The organism is Patulibacter minatonensis DSM 18081 (assembly GCF_000519325.1).
Taxonomy (GTDB): domain Bacteria; phylum Actinomycetota; class Thermoleophilia; order Solirubrobacterales; family Solirubrobacteraceae; genus Patulibacter; species Patulibacter minatonensis.
In genome coordinates this window covers 2,413,009-2,430,918 of the sequence record NZ_KI912613.1, presented here as the reverse complement: position 1 = coordinate 2,430,918, position 17,910 = coordinate 2,413,009, and the positions used below count along the sequence as shown (strand labels likewise).

Sequence of the window (17,910 nt, the reverse complement as noted above, 5' to 3'; positions counted from 1 at the left end):
TCAGCGGTTCACGAGCCGCAGGCGTACGCCGCCGATGGTGCCGCGCACCCGGGTCGGCGTGATCCGCAGGCGGCCGTCCAGCCGCCCCGGACCGTTCACGCGGACCGTCGCGGAGAATCCGCGCGGACGGTACGAGAACCGGCCGGTGACGCGGACGCCCGGGACCAGCGCGTAGCGACGCAGGACGTAGCCCTTCGAGGTCGACCGGTAGGACCCGCCCCGCAGGCCGCCCCCACGCGTCCCGGCGTCCGCCTGTCGGTGGAGCCCGTCGTGGAACCCGGCGTCCTGCATCGTCGAGAAGACCGCATTGACGACGCGCCCGGCGCCCGCCGACACGCCCCGGATCCGGGGCAGTGCGGACAGGCGCCGGGGCGGGAGCGCCTCCGTCCGGTACCGGTTGTCGGACGCGCCGCACGAGCCGGTCGGGGCGACGGTGCCCGCGAGGAGCTGCTGGACGATCCGCCGCGCGCAGCCGCTGTCGTCGAACCCGAGGACCGAGTGCCCGACGCCGGGGAAGCGGTGCAGGGTGGCGCCCGGGATCTGGGCCGTCAGCGCGCGGGCGTCTGCGAGTGGCGTGCGCAGGTCGTCCTCGCCGCTCAGGACCACCGTCGGGACCGTCGCCGGGATCGGTGCGGTCGACGGCGGCGCCACTCCGTCCGCCGGCCAGCCGGCGCAGAAGTCGGCGACGCTGCCGCCGAGGACGTCCTGCCGCGAGAACGGGGCGTACGACCCCGCGGGCACGGCCCCGAGCGCCGCTGCGATCCTGGCTTCGCGGTCGGCCGCGGTCATCGCGAACCCGTAGGGCAGGGGCGAGTCGAGGCAGATCGTGGCCGCGTTCAGGCCGCGGCTGAACATCGCGGGCGGATCCGGACGCGAGCCGGCCTCGGTGCCCGCGAGTCGGGCGAGCGGTGCGGCGTCCCCCGTCGCCGCCGCCCGAAGCGCCGCCGGGAGCGCGCCACGGAGGTACGGGTTAAGGTCGCTCTCCGACAGGAGCCCGAGCAGCGCGTCGTGGCCGCGCAGCCGGTACGTGAACCGCTTGCCGGTCGTCGAGAAGATCCTCGCGGTGAGCGTCCTGTGGGCGAGTCGCTTCGCGACCGTCCGGAGGTCCGCGACCGGGTCCCGTGTCACGCCCCGGCACCGACCGCCGCCGCACTGGTTGCGCAGCATCTGCGGGATCGCGGCGTAGCCGGTCGTCCCGAACGCCTCGACGCCGGCGGCCGGCACCGGCGAGTCGAGGATCAGCCCCGCGGTCGTAGCCGGGTGGATCCGCGCGTACTGCTGGGCGACGAACGTGCCGTACGAGGTGCCCATCAGCACCATCCGGTCGGCTCCGAGGGTGCGGCGCAGGAGCTCGAGGTCGGCGACCGTGTCGCGGGTGGTGAAGAACCGGCGGCGGTCACCGAGCTGTCCGGCACAGGTGCCGTTCCGGAGGGCCTGGGCCGAGACCCGCGCGAGCGCCGGGCAGACGAGCGCGCCGGCCCCCGTGCCGCGCTGGTCGATCGTCACGACGCGGGAGCTCGCGGGCGAGCGCACCTGCTCGAGCGCGGTGGCCCCGTCGTCGGCACCCGACTGCCCGGGGCCGCCGGAGAGCACGACGAGCAGCTGGTGCTTCTGGGCCTCGGTCGTCGGGTTCTGGACCATCACCTTGAGCCCGAGCCCTCCGGCGATGCCGCCGGAGTGGTCGAGCGGCACCGGCAGCACGCCGCAGACGAACCGGCCCTTCGCGTCCGACGGGCAGCCCGCCGGTGCGAGCGCCGGGGCGGGGAGGTCGGCGGACGACGCGGCGCCCGCCGCACCGGCGTGGCCCAGGACGACGGCCAGGGCGAGGAGGAGGCTCCCGGCCAGGGCGCGCGGTGAACGGCCGGTCGACGATGGGTGGGGCCGCGCGGCCCCCGGGACGACACACGTACGCATGCGGGGATCCTCTCGCACCGGCCGCCGTCCGTGGAGCGGGGAGGACCGCCGATCCGCCCGCCGGATCCACGGGCGGGGCGTTCCCGTCCGGGCGGGCGCGGGACGACCGGGAGGAACCGCCGCCGGCGGCGTGCGACGATCGGCCGATGGCCTGGGTCCAGCGCACGATCAGCCTCGCTCCCCGCCCGCGCGGGTTCCACCTCGTGACCGACGAGGTGCTGGGCGCGCTCCCCGAGCTCTCCGGGGTCGAGGTCGGGCTGCTCCACGTCTTCTGCCGTCACACCTCGGCCGGCCTGACGCTGAACGAGAACGCGAGCCCCGACGTCCGGCGCGACCTGCGGACCTGGTTCGACGGGACGATCCCCGAGCAGTACGCGTGGACGCACACGCTCGAGGGCGACGACGACATGCCCGCGCACGTGAAGACGTCCCTGATCGGCCCCGACCTGACGATCCCCGTGTCCGGCGGCCGGCTGGCCCTCGGCACCTGGCAGGGCATCACCCTCGGCGAGTTCCGCGACCGCGGCGGGTCCCGCGAGCTCGTGCTGACGCTGCAGGGCGAGGGCCGCTGAGCGCCGCGCTACTTCCCGGACGTCGCGGCCTGCAGGTACCGGACGAGCGCGTCGAGGTCGGACGTCGACAGGCGGTCGTAGCCGTCGGGCATGCGGCCCGACGGGAACCCCGGGGTGCCCTGTGCACCGGGGTCGACGATGTCCTCGCGGATCTCGGCGAGGTCCGACGCCGAGAGCGCCTGGTCCAGGTCGGGGCCGATCGTGCCGCCGCTCTTCGCGTCCGCGAGCCGGTGGCAGCCGCCGCACCCGTTGTCGCCGAAGACCTTCCGCCCCTGGTCGGCGACCGGCCCGAGCGTCGCGAGCGCCTTCCCGCTCCCGGGGGGCGCGGTCGTCGTCGCCCGCGCGCCGCCCCCGCCGCCGTCGCCGCCGCCCTCACCGATCCCGATGATCGTGCCGCCGAGGACCACCACGACGATCGCCGCGAGCATCCAGCGGATCCAGGTCGGGCTCATACGAGGACCTCCACGTCGGGCTCGACGGGTGGCGGGGGCGGCGGGTCGAGGGCGAGCTGGTCGCGGGCCAGCAGGACGCCCGCGACCGTGAGCAGCACCGCGGCGATCTCCGCCCCGAGGGTCAGGCCGGCGGCCGCGTCGTAGCCGGACTCGCGGAAGCCGAACAGCCCGTCGCCGTTGCGGGTCAGCACGATCGCCACGATCGACCCGACGCTGATCGCCAGCGAGCCGAGCGCGAAGACGACCGGGCGGCGCGCGATCAGGGCCAGGATCACGATCAGCGAGGTGATCGCGTTGACGAGGAACAGCGGCCCGATCCACCGGATCGACGAGTAGCCGTCGTGGTAGAGGTGCGCGTGCTCCCACGCGCCGACGCCGACCGCGATCGCCGCGAGGCCGAGCACCGCGAGCGGCAGCGGGCGCACGTCGCGCGGACCGAGCAGGAGGGCGGTGAACCGGGACACGTGGCAACCGTAGACCCCCGGGGCGTCGCGCACCACGGACCTCCGTCGGAGACGCCGGCGCGCCACGTGGCGGCGGCGTCGCGCCCACCGTCGGCACGGCCCCGCGCGCGCGGGCGTCAGGGCGTAGCATCCGACGGCCCATGGCTCCCGACGCTGCTTCCTCCGAGACGACCGCGAAGGTCCTCCGCGCGACCGCAGGCCAGGTGCGCCTGCAGCTCGCCGACGGCCGCGAGGTCACCAAGCGCGTGACCGTGCCGATCAGCGTGCGCGAGTCGATCGTCGGGACGGACGTGCCCGTCGTCGTCAGCGGCACCGGCGCCCGGGCGCGGGTCGAGCTCGCCGACGGCTGGGTCGACGGCGGCGCCCCCGCGAAGCAGGCGCCGGCGAAGCGTCGCCGTGCCCGCACCGGCGGCGAGGACGCCGCGCCGGCCGAGGCCGCCGAGGTCGCGACCGAGGCGCCCGCCGAGAAGGCCCCCGCCAAGCGGAAGCCCGCCGCCAAGAAGCCCGCGGCGAAGAAGCCCGCCGCCCGCAGGCCGCGCGCGACGAAGCCGTCCCCCGCCGAGCTGCCCGTCGCGACCCCGGGCACCGACGAGGCCGAGACCGTCGAGGCGCCGAAGAAGCGCACGCGGGCCCGCGGCGGAGCGAAGGCGAAGACCGAGGCGCCCGTCGCCGAGGAGACCGCCGTCGTCGAGGAGACGCCCGTCGAGGCCGCGACCCCCGGCGAGGCTCCGTCCGTCGCGGAGGAGCCCAAGCCGAGGCGCTCGCGCTCCCGGTCGCGCGGCAAGGGCAAGAAGGACGCCGCGCCGGCCGCCGACGCCGCGACCGCCGAGTCGCCGGCGAAGGCCGACGCGCCCGTCGTCGAGGAGACCGCGCCGCAGGCCCCCGCGCCCGCGCCGGTCGTCGCCCTCGAGCCCGAGGTCCTCGCGCGCCGCATCAGCGCGGCCGTCGAGCTCGTGCGCGCCGCGCGCGCCTGACCCTCCGGGCCGGGTCAGCCCGCGCGCCGCGCCCGGGTCGAGCGGCCCGCGAGCGCGCGGCCGCGGATCCGGCGCACGAGGCGCAGCTCGTCCCGGACGTCCATCGGCGCGGGGCTCTCCCCCGTGTGCCGCGCGAGCGCGTCCTCGACGTGCTCGGTCGTCACGGGCTCCAGCCGGCGGACCGGCACGGGCGTCTCCACCAGCCGCCCGTCGCGCCGCCGCTGCACCTGCACGACGTTCGCGTCGGCCCGGCACGCCACGGCCTCCTCGAGCGCGCCGTCGACGAACAGCAGCCCGGCGTAGTCGTCGGCCGTCCAGCCGTCCGGCAGCCGCCCCGACGCCACGGCCTCGCGGTAGACGACGCCGCGCTCGGGCTGCTGCCGCGCGTGGACGCTGAGCGACCCGGGGATCAGTCCGAGCCCGTCGATCGGCTCCGGCTTGCCGGACGACTTCGACACGCCGCCCTGCATCCAGCACATCGCACCGGCGGACAGGCCGGCCAGGACGGTGCCGCGCCGGTTGGCCTCGAGCAGCAGCTCGCCCACGCCGTGCGCGCGCCAGAGCGCGAGCAGGTTGCGCATCGAGCCGCCGCCGACGTAGACGATGTCCTGGCTCAGGATCAGGTGCTCGAGCGGCTCCTCGAGCTCGTCGAGGTGGAACAGCGAGAGGATCCGCGGCCGGCAGGGCCACGACCCGAAGACCCGGCTGAACCGCAGGATCTGGTCCTGCGGATCGCCGCTCGCCGTGGGGAGGAAGAGGATGCGCGGCCGCGTCACCGGCGCGAGGGAGAGGATGTAGGCGTCGAGGTCCGGGCGGCCGGGCTCCATCGTGAAGCCCCCGCCGCCCATGCAGAAGACGGGTGCGGCGGTCACGCGGCCACGCGCCCGTCGAGCGCGGCCCGCGGGGCCAGCTCGTCGGCGGCGGCGTCCTCGGCGGCGACCGAGAACGGGTCCGGGGCCGCCCGCAGTTGGGCGGGTTCGTCGACGCTCTCCCGCGCCCCCACCCCCGTCGCGCCGAGGTATCGCGCGGCCATCCGGCGCTCGTGCACGCCGCCACCCGCGTCGACGCCGACCTCGTAGGCCGTCGCCTTCGGCCGGGACGTCACGACCTCGTGGAGCTCGGTGCCGACGAAGCTCAGGGCGGCGCCGTCCTCCACGCCGTACCCGTGGCGCAGCCCGCCGCCGACCATCTCGCGGTACGCCGCGCGGCGCTCCGGCTCGCCGTCGTAGTGCACGCAGTTGCTGTACGGCAGGAGCCCCAGGCCCTTGACGCGCTCGCTCGGGCCGTGGAAGGCCGTCACCGAGTCCTGGAACCAGCAGAGCGACCCGGCGGACAGGCCGCAGAGGACGACGCCCTTCTTCCACGCGCGCCGCAGCGTGCGGTCGAGGCCGTGGGCGCGCCAGGCGCCGAGCAGGCTCTTCAGCGAGCCGCCCCCGACGTAGATCACGTCCTGTGAGAGGAGGTGGTCCTCGAGGTTCCCCTCGACCGAGCCGGCGCTGGTGTCGCGGCGGAACAGCGAGACGTGCGACGGCTCGCTGCGCCCGCCGCCGAAGCGCCGGTAGAAGCGGACGACGTAGTGGTCGGCGTCCCCCGAGGCGGTCGGCAGGAAGCAGATGCGCGGCCGCTCCGCACCCGACAACTCGAGCACGTAGTCGTCCATGAGGGGGTTCTTGGGCTCCATGGAGAACCCGCCTCCTCCGAGGGCCACGATGCGCGAGGGTCGGTCGGTCACGCACCGAGCATCGCGCCGGGCCGTCCCGGCGAAGGGCTCCCGATGTACGAGGTACGGCGCACGTCGTTCGCCCGCGTGGACGGTGGTGTCCACCCTGGACGGACGCAGGGGGTTCGTCCTGTCCGACGGGCCACGCGCCGCGAGGGCGCTCGGCCGAACGTCACGCCTCGCGGCGCTTGAAGTCCCGGCGCGCCAGCGCCCGCTGCACCAGGACGTTGACGACCATCAGCCCGAGGACGAGGAGCAGCAGCATCGTCGAGAGGACGTTGACCTGCGGCGGGACGCCTTGGCGGGTGGCGCCGAAGATGAACAGCGGGAACGTCTGCGTCTGTCCGGCGTTGAAGCTCGTGACGATGTAGTCGTCGATCGAGAGCGCGAACGCGAGGACGGCCGCCGCGGCGACGCCCGGGGCGATCATCGGCAGGGTCACCCGGAAGAACGTCGAGACCTCGCCGGCGCCGAGGTCGCGCGACGCCTCCTCGACGTGGGGGTCCATGCCCTCCAGCCGCGACTTGACGGTCACGACGACGTACGAGATCGAGAACATGATGTGGGCGACGAGGATCGTGCCGAAGCCCGTGCCGATGCCGAGCACGAGGAACATCGCCAGCAGCGAGGCGCCCATCACGACCTCCGGCGAGGCCATCGGCAGGAAGACGAAGAAGTCGGCGGCGCCGCGGCCCCGGAAGCGGTGCCGGACGAGCGCGACGGCGAGGAGCGTGCCCATCATCGTCGCGACGGCCGTGGCGAGGACGGCGATCAGCAGCGAGTTCTCGAGCGCCTTTGCGAGGTCCGGGTCGGCGAACGGGTGGGCCCAGTGCTTGAGCGTGAAGCCCTTCCACTCGAAGTTGAACCGTCCCTGGTTGTCGTTGAACGAGAAGACGATCATGAACAGGATCGGCGCGACCAGGAAGAGGATCGCCAGCGTCGACCAGACGCCGAGGAGCCACTTCCGGGTGCGCCCCTGCTCGCGGTCCCTCCGCGGACCGGCGGCGGGTGCGGGCGCGACGACGTCGGCCGGCTCGGTGGGGAGGGCGGTCGCCATGGATCAGCCCGCCAGTTCCGTCAGGTTCTCGGGGTGGGTGGGCACGGGATCCATGGGTGCTCGGGACGAAGAGGGCACGCGCATCACCCCGCCAGCTCGGTCAGGTTCTTCGTGCCGAGCACCCGGCCGTATATGGCGATCCCGAGCAGGATCACGCCCATCAGGATGAACGACAGGGCGGCCGCGGTCGGGTAGTCGAGGACGTTCAGGAACTTCGACTGGATGACGTTGCCGATCATCGTCGTGTTCGACGAGCCGAGGATCGACGAGTTGATGTAGTCGCCGCACGCGGGGATGAAGACGAGCAGCGAGCCGGCGAAGATGCCCGGCACCGCGAGGGGCAGCGTGACCTTGCGGAACGCGACCCAGCGGCTGCAGTAGAGGTCCGACGCGGCCTCGATCAGGCGGCGGTCGATGCGGTCGAGCGTCGCGTAGAGCGGCAGGACCATGAACGGCAGGAAGTTGTAGGAGATGCCGAAGATCACGGCCTTGCCGGTCGCGAGGAACCGGCCGTCGCCGGAGACGATGCCGACGTCCTGCATGCGGGCGACGAGCCAGCCCTGGTCGTTGAGGATCAGCTGCCAGGAGGCGGTGCGCATCACCTGCGAGACGAAGAACGGCAGGATCACGAGCAGCAGCCAGAGCCCCTTGAAGCGCCCGGCCTTGTAGGCGATGAAGTACGCCAGCGGGAAGGCGATGATCAGGTCGATGATCGTCGCGGCGCCCGCGTAGCCGATCGAGCGCGTGAACTGCGAGTGGTAGTCCCTGATCGCGTCCCAGTAGGTGGAGAAGCTCCACGTCATCGAGAAGCCGACCTCGGGGTCGCCGCTCATCAGCGAGACGCTGACCTGGTTGAGGATCGGGACCGCGAAGAAGACGATCAGCCAGAGCAGGCCCGGCAGCGCGAACCACCAGGGCAGGAGCTTGCGGCGGCGTGCGAGCGACACGATCAGGCCCCCGTGACCTTCGCCATGGCCTCGTACATCTGCTGCTCCTCGCGGGTCGAGAGCGACGGGTAGAGCCGCAGGCGCTTCCGGATCTCGTCCGTCGGGAAGATCAGCTCGTTCTTCGCGATGTCCGGGTCGGTCTTCTCGAGGATCGGCCGGATGCCGTCGACCGGGCTGATGTAGTTGATGTAGGCGCAGAGCTTCGCGGCCATGTCCGGCTCGTAGAGGTAGTTGAACATCGTCTCCGCGGCGTACGGGTGCGCGACGTTGGCCGGCAGCATGAGGTTGTCGGTGAAGGTCACCGCGCCCTCCTCGGGGTAGGCGAAGCGCAGGTTCGGGTTGTCGGCCTGCAGCTGGACCATGTCGCCGGAGTAGGCGAGCACGAGCTCGACGTTCCCCTTCGTGAGGTCGGTGGTGTAGTCGTTGCCGGTGAAGCGCCGGAACTGGCCCTTGCCGGCGGCCTTCTCGATGAACGCGACGGCGCCGAGCATGTCGTCGATCGACGCCTTCGCCGGGTCCTTGCCCTGCATGATCAGGACGGTCGACGCGGAGTCGTAGGGCTCCGCGAGCATCGTGCACTTGCCCTTGAACTGCGGGTTGAAGAACTCCTTGATGCTCTTCAGCTCGCGGCCGGTGGCGCGGATGTCGTAGCCGATGCCGATCGCGCCCGTCTGGAACGGCAGCGTGAACTGGCGCTTGGGGTCGTACGAGATCGTCTTCAGGTTCTCGACGAGGTTCTTCCGGTTCGGGACGTTGCGGAAGTCGTACGGGGTGACGAAGCCGGAGCGGACCCAGCGGGCGGCCATCGGGTCGGTGAGGACGACGATGTCGCGGCCGATCGGCTGGTCCTGCGTGAGCTGCTGGCGGACCTTGCCGAAGAAGTCGTTGTTGTCGTTGATGTCCTCGACGTACTTGACCTTGCCGCCGTACTTCCGGTCGAAGCTCTTCAGGACCGACTTGTCCATGTAGAGCGGCCAGTTGGAGAACGTCCAGTTCCCGATCGGCACCTTCGGGTGGCGGACGCTCGCGGCCTCCTTCTGCAGCTCGGCGACGTTCTCCTGGGCGGTGCCGTCGATCCCGCAGGCGGACAGCACGGACGCCAGGCCGGTGGCCATGAGCGCCGCTCCGGCGCTGCGGCCGACGAAGCGCCGGCGCGACGTGCGCCCGGTGAGGACCTGCCGGTCCAGGGCCTGCTCCAGGGCGCTCTGCGCGCGGGCGTCGTCCTCACGCACCGGTGGCCTCGCCCTCCACCACGAAGGTCTGGCGGGCGTCCCAGGCGACGCGGACGTCCTGACCGGCGCCGAACGTGCCGGCGGAGTTGCCGACGAGGTTCGGCTCGATCACGTTGAGCTCGAGGCCGCCGGGCGTGCGCACGAGGTACTGGAGCGTGACGCCCAGGAACGTCGACTGGACGACCTTGCCGTGCAGGACGTTGTCGCCGTCGGGGGGCGACTGGTCGGTGGCGTACAGCCGCACCTTCTCGGGCCGGACGCCGACGCGGATCGGGCCGGAGTAGCCGTCCGCCCGGTGGGTCAGGTAGCGGACGGGCTCGCGGTCGACGGTCGTGCCGCGGCTGAACTCCTGGTCGACCGGTGTGGACTCCGGGGTGACGTCGATGAGGTTCGAGGTGCCGAGGAAGTTCGCGACGAACGACGTCTCGGGGCGCTCGTAGAGGTCCTCCGCGGACCCGGCCTGCTCGATCGCCCCGCCGTTCATGACGGCGATCGTGTCGGCCATCGACATGGCCTCCTCCTGGTCGTGCGTGACGTGCACGAACGTGATGCCGATGTCCTGCTGGATCTGCTTGAGCTGGTCCTGCAGCTGGCGGCGCAGGCGGAGGTCCAGCGCGCCGAGCGGCTCGTCGAGCAGCAGCGCGCGGGGCTTGTTGACGAGCGCGCGGGCGAGCGCGACGCGCTGGGCCTGGCCGCCGGAGAGCTGCCCCGGCTTGCGCTTGGCGAGGTGCGAGAGCTGGACGGTCTCGAGCATCTCGGCGACGCGGCGCTTCGTCTCGTGCTTGTCGACCTTCTTGCGCTCGAGGCCGAAGGCGACGTTCTTCTCGACCGTGAGGTGCGGGAACAGCGCGTAGGACTGGAAGACGGTGTTGACCTCCCGCTTGTGCGGCGGCAGCTGCGTCACGTCGTGGCCCGCGAGCGAGACGGTGCCGCTCGTCGGGAGCTCGAAGCCGCCGATCATCCGGAGGGTCGTCGTCTTGCCGCAGCCGGACGGTCCGAGCAGCGCGTAGAACCGGCCCTGCTCGATCACGAGCGAGAGGTCCCCGATCACGACCTGGTCGCCGTAGCGCTTGTGGACGTGCTCGAGGCAGATGTCGCGCTCCTCCACCTCGGGGCGCACCGCCGCCGGCGTCTCGGTGCTCTCGGGGACCGTCGTCATGGGACCTCCTCGGCGCGGGGCCGGTCGATGGAGCGGGTCCGGAAGAGCATGTCCGAGGGTCGGTGTGCCATCGCTGGCCACGCGGATGAACCTCGGGCCGCCCGTCTGGACGTTGTCGGCAGGCTCTCGCGGGACGCTCCATCGGTGCGACGTGCAGGGCGTCGGAGCCTTCCGGGGGCGGGGCGACAGATCGTCGCGTGGGCGGCGTAGATGTCCCGGCGGTCCGTCGGGGGCTCAGACCGCGCGGTGCACGATCTCGCCGTCGACCACCGTCAGGAGGACCGGCAGTGCGAGCAGGTCCTCCGCCGCCGTCGTCACCGGGTCGACCGCGAAGACCGTCAGGTCGGCGTCGAAGCCGGCGCGGATCGTGCCGCGGCGGTCGTCCTCGCCCACCGCGGCCGCCGCGTTCCGCGTGTAGCCGACGAGCGCCTGCAGGCCGTCGAGCGCCTGGTCGTCGTACGGCGCCTGCGCGGGGTCCGAGGGGTTGCGGCGCAGGCGCGCGCTCGCCATGCCCTCGCGCGGATCGAGCCCGACGACCGGCCAGTCGGAGCCGAGCGCGACGAGCGCGCCGGTCCCCCAGAGCTCGCGGGTGCGGAACGCGCGGTCGCAGCGGTCCGGCCCGAGCCGGCGGGACCAGTTGTCGGACCGGTCGGGGGCGAGGTCCATCATGTGCTGCGTCTGCATCGACGCGGTGACGCCTTCGGCGGCGAACCGCGGCAGGTCCTCCGGCTGGATCGTCTCGATGTGCTCGACGCGGTGGGGGATGCGCCGGGCGGCCGGGTCGGCGCCGGCCCCGGACCGCGACGCGACGCCGGACGGCGCGCCGGCCGTGAGCGCGGGGTGGAGCGGCACGCCGGCCTCGTGGAGCGGCACGCCGGCCTCGCCCGTCGCCCGGTAGGCGTCGAGCGCCTCGCGGACCGCGCGGTCACCGCAGGCGTGCGTCGCGCACTGGAAGCCGCGGGACGCGAAGAAGGCGACCGCCTCGCGGTAGCGCGCCGGGTCGGGCCAGAACGGCAGGGTGCCGTCGCCCTCGGTGTCGGGGTCGACGAGCCAGCCGGTGCCGGAGTCGATGACGCCGTCGACGAAGAACTTCGCCACGCCGCCGCGCCAGCGCCGGCCGTGGGCGTCCCGGTGCTCCGCGAGGACGGACCACTCGTCGCGCGGGGTGTCGGGCGTGATCCAGAACGGCGCGACGACGCGGATCGGGAGGTCGCCGTCCGCCTCGAGCCGCCGGAGCGTGTCGTGGGTGGCGAGCGAGCCGTCCATCGCGTGGGTGCCGGTGATCCCGAGCGCCGCGAACCGCCGGAGCTGGGCGACGTAGAGCGCATGGCGCTGCTCGCCGGTGAGCTCCGGGATCTGGTCGCGGACGAGGTCCATCGCCGCCCACTCGCGCAGCTCGCCGGTCGGGACCCCGTCCGCGCAGACGACCTCCGATTGCTCGTCGAACGCCCGCGGCCCGGTGACGCCGGCGAGCTTAAGCGCGCGGGGCGAGACGAGCGCGGTGTGGAGGTCCATGAGGAGCAGGAAGGCCGGGGCCCCGCCCACGGCGTCCTCGATCAGGTGTCCGTGCGCGCCGGTCGCGGCGAAGACGTCGTAGCCGAGCCCGAAGCCGAGGACCCAGTCGCCGTCGGCGGTCCGTGCGCGCTCCGCGGCGAGTCGGCGGCGGACCTCGTCGAGGTCGCGGGCGCCGGTGAGGTCCGCGCCGCGCGCGTCGATCGCGCCCTTGAACGGGTGCGTGTGCGCGTCGATCAGACCGGGGACGACCGCGGCACCGGCGAGGTCGATCGTCTCGGTTCCCGGGCCGGCGTGCGGGCGGACGTCCGCGGCGTCGCCGACGACGGCGATCCGGCCACCGGCGATCCCGATCGCCGTCGCGGACGGCCGCTCCGGGTCGAGGGTGCGGACGCGTGCGTTCAGGAGGACGAGGTCGAGGTCGGGCATGCGGTCGTGGTGTCGGAGGTCGTCGGAGGCGGATCGTGCGTCCCGGCGGACGTGGCGCCTGCGACGGAGACGGGTGTCGCTCGGGCCGGGTCAGCTGTCGAAGCCGAGCCCCAGGCGGTCGAGCGTCCGCAGCCAGACGCCGCGCCTCCCCGTGCGGTCCTCGGCGGCCATCCGGTTCTGGGTGATGGCGATGCCGATCGAGCGCAGCGGCTCGGGCGGGAACGGCGTCGGCTTCTCGCGGACGTAGCGCAGGCGGGTGGCCTCGGTCTCGCGGCCGTCGACGAGGTCGAGCGCGACGCGGGCGCCGAAGCGGGTGGCCGCGACGCCGAGCCCCGTGTAGCCGGCGGCGTAGGCGAGACGGCCGCCGTGGGTCGTCCCGAAGAAGACCGAGAAGCGCGAGCACGTGTCGATCGCGCCGCCCCAGCGGTGCGAGAACCGCACGCCGCGGAGCTGCGGGAACGCGACGAAGAACTGCTGCGAGAGCCGCGCGAACGTGCGGTCGTGGTCGTCCCACTCCGGGCCGACCGGGCCGCCGAAGCGGTAGACCGCGTCGTAGCCGCCCCACAGGATCCGCTCGTCATGTGTCAACCGGAAGTAGTGGAAGCGGTTCTGGTCGTCGCCCATCCCCTGGCGGCCGGCCCAGCCGACCGACGCGCGCTGCTCCGGCGTCAGCGGCTCCGTCATCAGGACGTAGTCGTAGACCGGGACGACGTAGCGTCGGATCTCGCGCACCAGGGGCCGGAACGCGTTGGTGCCGAGGACGACCTTCGCGGCGCGGACGCGGCCCTGCGGGCAGACGACGTCGATGCCGTCGGGGCGCTCGACCAGGTCGGCCACGGTCGTGTGCTCGTGGAGCCGGACGCCGGCGTCGAGGACGGCGCGCCGCAGGCCCAGCGCGAGCTTCCCGGGATGGACGAGCGACGCACCGGTGCGGTCCCAGAGCGCGCCGTGGACGACCTCCGAGCGCAGGTGTTCCCGGGCGGCGTCGCGGTCGAGCACCTCGACGTCGTGGCCGTGCTCGCGCAGGAGCGCCGCATCCTCCGCCGGCCAGTCCGCGCGGGTCGGGTCGAGGACGACGTCGAGCTCGCCGGTGTGCTCGAGCTCGCACTCGATGCCGTACGTGTCGAGGTCCGCGCAGAGGTCGGCGTGGTTCTGGAGTCCGAGGCGCTCGAGCGTCGCGAGCTCGTCCGCGAACCGCGCCGCACCGTTGTGGAGCCCGTGGGTCAGGGACGCGACGCAGAACCCGCCGTTGCGGCCGCTGCCCCCGAAGCCGCAGGTCTCGCCCTCCAGCAGGACGACGTCGCGCGCCGGGTCGTCGCGCTTGGCGTGCAGCGCCGCCCACAGCCCCGTGAAGCCGCCGCCGACGATGCAGAGGTCGGCGGTCGCGTCCCCGACGAGCGCCGGCGCGGCGACCGGCCGCTCCACCCCGCCGACCTCCTCGTCCAGCCAGAACGGGCGGACCGTCGCGTCCGCGTAGGCCGCGCGGTCGGCGTCGGTCGGCGGGGTGCTCGGCCACGGGATCACGCGGTCCACCGTAGTCGGCGGCCGCCGCGGGCCGGCGCAGCCTGCGACAGGGCGTCGCAGGGGCGTGGGAGCGCGCGACGGCGTGTCCGGGCGGGCCCGTCCCGACCTGGTCCCGCGGCGTCGACGCCGCACACCCTTGCGTCTAGGGTCCCGGCATGCGCCGACCAGGCCCGTGGGCCCTCGCCCTCCCCCTCGCCGTCCTCGCCCCGCTGGGAACGGCGGCCACCGCTGGCGCGATCGTCGACGGCACCGCTGCGACGGCCGCGGGCTCCACCGTCGCCCTCCAGATCGAGACGGGCACGAAGGTCTCGTTCTGCACCGGGACGCTCGTCCGGGCGAACGTCGTCCTCACCGCGGCGCACTGCATCGACGGGGACCCGAAGCGGGTGCGGGTGCTCGCTGGGGTGCTCGACCGCTCGGTCAGCCCGCCGCCCGCGGCGGGCGACTTCATCGCGACCCGCATGCAGGACAGCCGCGACTTCGAGAAGGGATCGAAGACCACGAAGCCGAGCGACATCGCGTACCTCGAGCTCGGCCGTGGCTCGACGCAGCCCACCGTCGGGGTCGCGTTCGCGCGCCCGAAGGCCGGGACGACGCAGCGGATCCGCGGCTTCGGCCGCACGTCCGAGAACGCCGACGGGACCCCGGACCCGACCGCCGGCAACGGCGTGCTGCACGAGGCGAAGATCGGCATCACCACCTGCCCGAAGGGCACCGATGCCGACGTCTTCTGCTCGGAGTACGGAGCGCTGAAGCTGAACGCCGCGACCTGCCGCGGCGACTCCGGTGGCCCGGTGCTCCAGCCGTCCACGAACAAGCTCATCGGGATCACGTCCGGCGGGTCCGCGGGCTGCAAGGGCCGCACGCGCTTCAACGACGTCTCCGCCCACCAGGAGTTCGTCGCGGAGGCGCTCAGCGAGCGCCTGACGGGTCGCGTGTTCGACAGCACGAAGGTCGCGGCGGCCGTCGCCGCCGGCGCACGACCGGACGACGCGCGGATCGCCGCCGCGATCCCCGGCGCGGTCGTGAAGGCGCGCTACCAGGACGGCACGCTCGCGAGCTCGACCCCCGCCCCCGGCGGCCGGTTCACCCTCCCGCTGGACAGCGGCGGGCCGTTCGACGTCGAGCTGATCGCGAAGGGCTACACGACCGTCCTCGCGAACGACCTCGTCGTGAAGGGCCCCGTCGCCTTCGACGGCGGGATGGTCCCCGGCGTCTCGACGACCCCGAAGCCCCCGACACCGGCGCAGGTCGCGACCGTCACCTCGGCCGAGCGCCGCACGAGCGACGAGCTCACCCTCGAGGTCGCGGTCAACCCGCCGCCCGGGACGCACGCCGTCTCCGTCAGGATCACCGCGCTCGGCGTCGGCGGCGTCGCCGACTACTCCGGCGGCGGCATGAAGTACGCGGTGAAGCGGCCGATCAGCACGAAGGTGCCGTTCCTCCTGAAGGGCCAGGGCCTGAAGCGGTTCGCGATCGGTAAGCGGTTCCGCGCGACGATCCTGCTCGACGGGAAGGTCGTCCGCGAGCAGACGCTCGAGGTCGCGAAGCCGGCGAAGAGCACCAGCGGCTGAGCGCCGGGAGGGCCGCCGCCGCGAGCCGTGCGGTGGGCCCCGGTCTCCACCATCGGACCTGGCCCGACCCGACAGGCTGTCCAGCCTCCGGGATCAACGGTTGGACGATCCGACGTTGCCGGACGCCCACGGAAGGGCCATGATCGGGTGGTGCCGCTCGTGGATCCCCCCGTCTCCTCCCGGCCCCCCGCGGCCCAGGGCACCGTCCCCTCGGAGGCGTTCACGCCGCTCGCCGCGCCGATGCCGCGGATCACCGTCGCCGACGCGCTGGCGCTCCCGGTGCTCCGCCGCGGGCTGCCGGACGTCGTCGCGGGGGCCGACCACCTCGACCGCCGGGTGCGCTGGGTCCACGCCGGCGAGGTCTCGTACATGGCCTCGCAGCTGCGGGGTGGCGAACTGCTGCTCACGACCGGCATGGGCATCGGGCGCAAGGCGGTCGACCAGCGGCGGTTCGTCGCGGGCCTCGCCGAGCTCGGGCTCGCCGCGCTCGTCATCGAGCTCGGGCCGACGTTCCAGGAGCTCCCCGGGCCGCTCGTCCAGGCCGCCCGTCAGCACGACCTCGTGCTCGTCGCCCTGACCCGCGAGGTCCCGTTCATCACGGTGACCGAGGCGATCCACACCGAGATCGTCAACGCGCAGTACGCGCTCCTGCGGCGCGGCGACGACGTCCAGCAGCGCCTGACGCAGCTCCTGCTCGAAGGGCAGGGCATCCCCGAGGTCCTCCGGGCGACGGCGGAGATCATCGGCAACCCGGTCTTCCTCGAGGACGGCGACGGACGGCTCCTGTTCCACGCCGGCGCGACGGTCGAGGGGATCGACGCGCTCGACGCGTGGAAGGCCTCGAGCCGCCCGTCGGGTCGTGCCCCGTGGCGCGCCGGCCTGGCCGAGCCGGTCCCGCTCAGCGGCCACGGCGCCGCCGGCCGGTTGCTCGTGCTCCCCGTCACCGGTCCGCTCGACGAGATCGCCGGGGTGGCGCTCCAGCGCGCGGCGGGCATCGTCGCGCTCGCCCTCCTCCGCGCCCGGCAGGAGGAGGAGCTGATCGCCCGCGAGCGCGGCAACTTCCTCGTCGACCTCGCCGAGGGGCGGACGACCGCCGCGCACGCCGAGCGACAGGCCGGGTCGATCGGCTTCAAGACCTCCAGCGGTCAGCTGCTGCCGCTCGCCGCCGAGACCGCCGCACCGTCCGGCGGCGCGTCGTGGAGCCTCGTCCTGCGCGACCTGACGGCCGAGCTGGAATCCCACGGTCTGGCGGTCCTCGCGGGCCAGCGGGAACGCCCCGGCGAGCTGCTCGCGCTGATCGGCCTGCGCGACCCCGCCGGCCGGGCCGGCGTCGCCGACGTCGCGGCCCGCGCGCTGCGCACCGCGGTCGATCGCCGCCTGGGGGCCGGGGAGACCCGCGTGGCCGTCGGCGACGCCACGCCGTGGCGCGACGCGGGCCCGGCACTGCGCCTGGCGGCCGAGACCGCCGCGAGCTCCGTCGCCCTGCCGCCCGCTCCGTGGCACGACGTCCGGGCGCTCGAGCTGCAGCGGCTGCTCTGGCACTGGCGGGACGACCGCGAGCTGCGGGCGTTCGTCGAACGCCGGCTCGGCCCGGTGCTCGAGCACGACCGGCGTCGCAAGCATCAGCTGCTGCCGACCCTCGAGGCCCTCTGCGCGGGCGGGTGGCGCAAGGCCGAGGCCGCCCGCGCGCTGCACCTCAACCGCCAGGCGCTCTACAACCGCCTGGCGCGGATCGAGGAGCTCCTCGACGTCGACCTCGCCGATCCCGAGCAGACGCTGACGCTGCACCTGGCGCTGCGCGCGCTGCCGCACGTGGACCGGACCGACGCGACGGGGCGATAGCGGCGGCACGCCACCCGCCGGGCGCGTCCCGGCGACCGCGCACGGACGCGGTCCCCGCCCGTCCGCACCCCGGTCGCTGGGTCGCACGAAATCGCCCCCGCCCCGGGCGCCGCCCGTGGCAGGATGGCCCCGATGCCCGCCTTCACCCTCGTGCACCGGGACGGTGAACGGACCGACGATCCGCCGCTGGAGGCGATCGGCCCGCTGCTGCGCGAGGTCACGGACGGGTCGGGCGCGGTGCAGGTCCATCACGGCTCCGGCTGGGTCCTGACGATCCGCAGCGACGGGGTCGTCGTCTTCGGGCACGCGAAGGACCAGAAGATCCCCGACCGCTTCGTCACCGACCAGCGGGTCCCGGCGATGGTCGACCTGGCGATCGCGATCGCGGTCGGGTCGCTCTACGAGAGCCTCGACCACGAGTGGCGGGAGGGGCCGGTCCCACCGTTCGGGGAGGCCTCCTGAGCCCGTCCGCGACATCCCGCAGGCTCTGCCGTAGCATCGGTGGAGCAGTGGTGGGGGCAACGGGCATCGACGCTGG

The 17,910-nt window shown here is 73.9% G+C and carries 16 protein-coding genes; 5 read left to right on the top strand and 11 right to left on the bottom strand.

Annotation, left to right across the window (positions count from 1 at the left end; all coding sequences use genetic code 11):
• Complete coding sequence (locus PATMI_RS0111165) at positions 1-1,914, bottom strand: alpha/beta hydrolase (protein WP_026910952.1); 1,914 nt, start codon at positions 1,912-1,914, stop codon at positions 1-3.
• Positions 1,915-2,060: 146 nt separating this feature from the next.
• On the opposite strand from PATMI_RS0111165, the gene PATMI_RS0111160 reads away from it, so the two are divergent.
• Positions 2,061-2,486: a secondary thiamine-phosphate synthase enzyme YjbQ gene (locus PATMI_RS0111160; RefSeq protein ID WP_026910951.1), complete on the top strand. Its 426-nt coding sequence runs from the start codon at positions 2,061-2,063 to the stop codon at positions 2,484-2,486.
• 8 nt (positions 2,487-2,494) lie between these two features.
• Here the strand turns inward: PATMI_RS0111160 and PATMI_RS37400 are convergent, their stop codons facing one another.
• Together PATMI_RS37400 and PATMI_RS37395 are read right to left on the bottom strand one after the other, a co-directional pair.
• Positions 2,495-2,938 carry a c-type cytochrome gene (locus PATMI_RS37400; RefSeq protein WP_026910950.1) on the bottom strand — a complete coding sequence of 148 codons (444 nt, stop codon included), beginning with the start codon at positions 2,936-2,938 and terminating at the stop codon, positions 2,495-2,497.
• Positions 2,935-3,402 (bottom strand): hypothetical protein, encoded by a 468-nt coding sequence (locus PATMI_RS37395; protein ID WP_051471383.1) that lies wholly within the window; start codon positions 3,400-3,402, stop codon positions 2,935-2,937. Before PATMI_RS37395 ends, PATMI_RS37400 begins: the two co-directional genes overlap by 4 nt.
• A gap of 140 nt (positions 3,403-3,542) precedes the next feature.
• Between PATMI_RS37395 and PATMI_RS36660 the strand changes: the two genes are divergently transcribed.
• A complete protein-coding gene (locus PATMI_RS36660; protein WP_026910949.1) occupies positions 3,543-4,376 on the top strand; it encodes a hypothetical protein in 834 nt (277 codons plus the stop codon).
• 14 nt (positions 4,377-4,390) lie between these two features.
• Here the strand turns inward: PATMI_RS36660 and PATMI_RS29265 are convergent, their stop codons facing one another.
• The 8 genes from PATMI_RS29265 to PATMI_RS0111105 form a co-directional block, all read right to left on the bottom strand.
• Entirely contained in the window at positions 4,391-5,248 is an 858-nt protein-coding gene (locus PATMI_RS29265) for a Type 1 glutamine amidotransferase-like domain-containing protein (RefSeq protein WP_051471382.1), read from the bottom strand.
• Entirely contained in the window at positions 5,245-6,108 is an 864-nt protein-coding gene (locus PATMI_RS29260; RefSeq protein WP_051471380.1) for a Type 1 glutamine amidotransferase-like domain-containing protein, read from the bottom strand. The genes PATMI_RS29265 and PATMI_RS29260 overlap by 4 nt, the downstream gene beginning before the upstream one ends.
• A 160-nt stretch (positions 6,109-6,268) precedes the next feature.
• The gene (locus tag PATMI_RS0111130) at positions 6,269-7,153 is read right to left on the bottom strand and encodes an ABC transporter permease (protein ID WP_026910948.1); all 885 of its coding nucleotides are present in this window, start codon (positions 7,151-7,153) and stop codon (positions 6,269-6,271) included.
• An 83-nt stretch (positions 7,154-7,236) separates the two neighbouring features.
• Positions 7,237-8,100: an ABC transporter permease gene (locus tag PATMI_RS0111125; protein ID WP_245604150.1), complete on the bottom strand. Its 864-nt coding sequence runs from the start codon at positions 8,098-8,100 to the stop codon at positions 7,237-7,239.
• A gap of 2 nt (positions 8,101-8,102) precedes the next feature.
• On the bottom strand, positions 8,103-9,332 hold the full coding sequence (locus tag PATMI_RS0111120; protein ID WP_026910947.1) for a polyamine ABC transporter substrate-binding protein: 1,230 nt from the start codon (positions 9,330-9,332) through the stop codon (positions 8,103-8,105).
• Entirely contained in the window at positions 9,325-10,491 is a 1,167-nt protein-coding gene (locus PATMI_RS0111115; RefSeq protein WP_084269867.1) for an ABC transporter ATP-binding protein, read from the bottom strand. Before PATMI_RS0111115 ends, PATMI_RS0111120 begins: the two co-directional genes overlap by 8 nt.
• 234 nt (positions 10,492-10,725) lie before the next feature.
• Positions 10,726-12,432 carry an amidohydrolase gene (locus PATMI_RS0111110; RefSeq protein ID WP_026910945.1) on the bottom strand — a complete coding sequence of 569 codons (1,707 nt, stop codon included), beginning with the start codon at positions 12,430-12,432 and terminating at the stop codon, positions 10,726-10,728.
• A 90-nt stretch (positions 12,433-12,522) separates the two neighbouring features.
• A complete protein-coding gene (locus tag PATMI_RS0111105; RefSeq protein ID WP_026910944.1) occupies positions 12,523-13,956 on the bottom strand; it encodes an NAD(P)/FAD-dependent oxidoreductase in 1,434 nt (477 codons plus the stop codon).
• 155 nt (positions 13,957-14,111) lie between these two features.
• On the opposite strand from PATMI_RS0111105, the gene PATMI_RS0111100 reads away from it, so the two are divergent.
• From PATMI_RS0111100 to PATMI_RS0111090, 3 genes are all read left to right on the top strand, one after another.
• Positions 14,112-15,530: a S1 family peptidase gene (locus tag PATMI_RS0111100; protein WP_026910943.1), complete on the top strand. Its 1,419-nt coding sequence runs from the start codon at positions 14,112-14,114 to the stop codon at positions 15,528-15,530.
• Positions 15,531-15,770: 240 nt separating this feature from the next.
• Positions 15,771-17,372, top strand: a complete 1,602-nt coding sequence (locus tag PATMI_RS0111095; RefSeq protein WP_026910942.1) for a PucR family transcriptional regulator — start codon at positions 15,771-15,773, stop codon at positions 17,370-17,372.
• A gap of 132 nt (positions 17,373-17,504) precedes the next feature.
• Positions 17,505-17,834, top strand: a complete 330-nt coding sequence (locus tag PATMI_RS0111090; RefSeq protein ID WP_026910941.1) for a hypothetical protein — start codon at positions 17,505-17,507, stop codon at positions 17,832-17,834.
• The last annotated feature ends 76 nt before the right edge of the window (positions 17,835-17,910 follow it).

Excerpts from the sequence above, each read along its gene's own strand:
- PATMI_RS0111115 (WP_084269867.1), bottom strand. The coding sequence starts at position 10,491 with ATGACGACGGTCCCCGAGAGCACCGAGACGCCGGCGGCGGTGCGCCCC.
- PATMI_RS0111090 (WP_026910941.1), top strand. The coding sequence starts at position 17,505 with ATGCCCGCCTTCACCCTCGTGCACCGGGACGGTGAACGGACCGACGAT.
- PATMI_RS37400 (WP_026910950.1), bottom strand. The coding sequence starts at position 2,938 with ATGAGCCCGACCTGGATCCGCTGGATGCTCGCGGCGATCGTCGTGGTG.
- PATMI_RS0111165 (WP_026910952.1), bottom strand. The coding sequence starts at position 1,914 with ATGCGTACGTGTGTCGTCCCGGGGGCCGCGCGGCCCCACCCATCGTCG.
- PATMI_RS36660 (WP_026910949.1), top strand. The coding sequence starts at position 3,543 with ATGGCTCCCGACGCTGCTTCCTCCGAGACGACCGCGAAGGTCCTCCGC.
- PATMI_RS0111110 (WP_026910945.1), bottom strand. The coding sequence starts at position 12,432 with ATGCCCGACCTCGACCTCGTCCTCCTGAACGCACGCGTCCGCACCCTC.
- PATMI_RS0111095 (WP_026910942.1), top strand. The coding sequence starts at position 15,771 with ATGCCGCGGATCACCGTCGCCGACGCGCTGGCGCTCCCGGTGCTCCGC.
- PATMI_RS0111160 (WP_026910951.1), top strand. The coding sequence starts at position 2,061 with ATGGCCTGGGTCCAGCGCACGATCAGCCTCGCTCCCCGCCCGCGCGGG.
- PATMI_RS0111100 (WP_026910943.1), top strand. The coding sequence starts at position 14,112 with ATGCGCCGACCAGGCCCGTGGGCCCTCGCCCTCCCCCTCGCCGTCCTC.
- PATMI_RS0111130 (WP_026910948.1), bottom strand. The coding sequence starts at position 7,153 with ATGGCGACCGCCCTCCCCACCGAGCCGGCCGACGTCGTCGCGCCCGCA.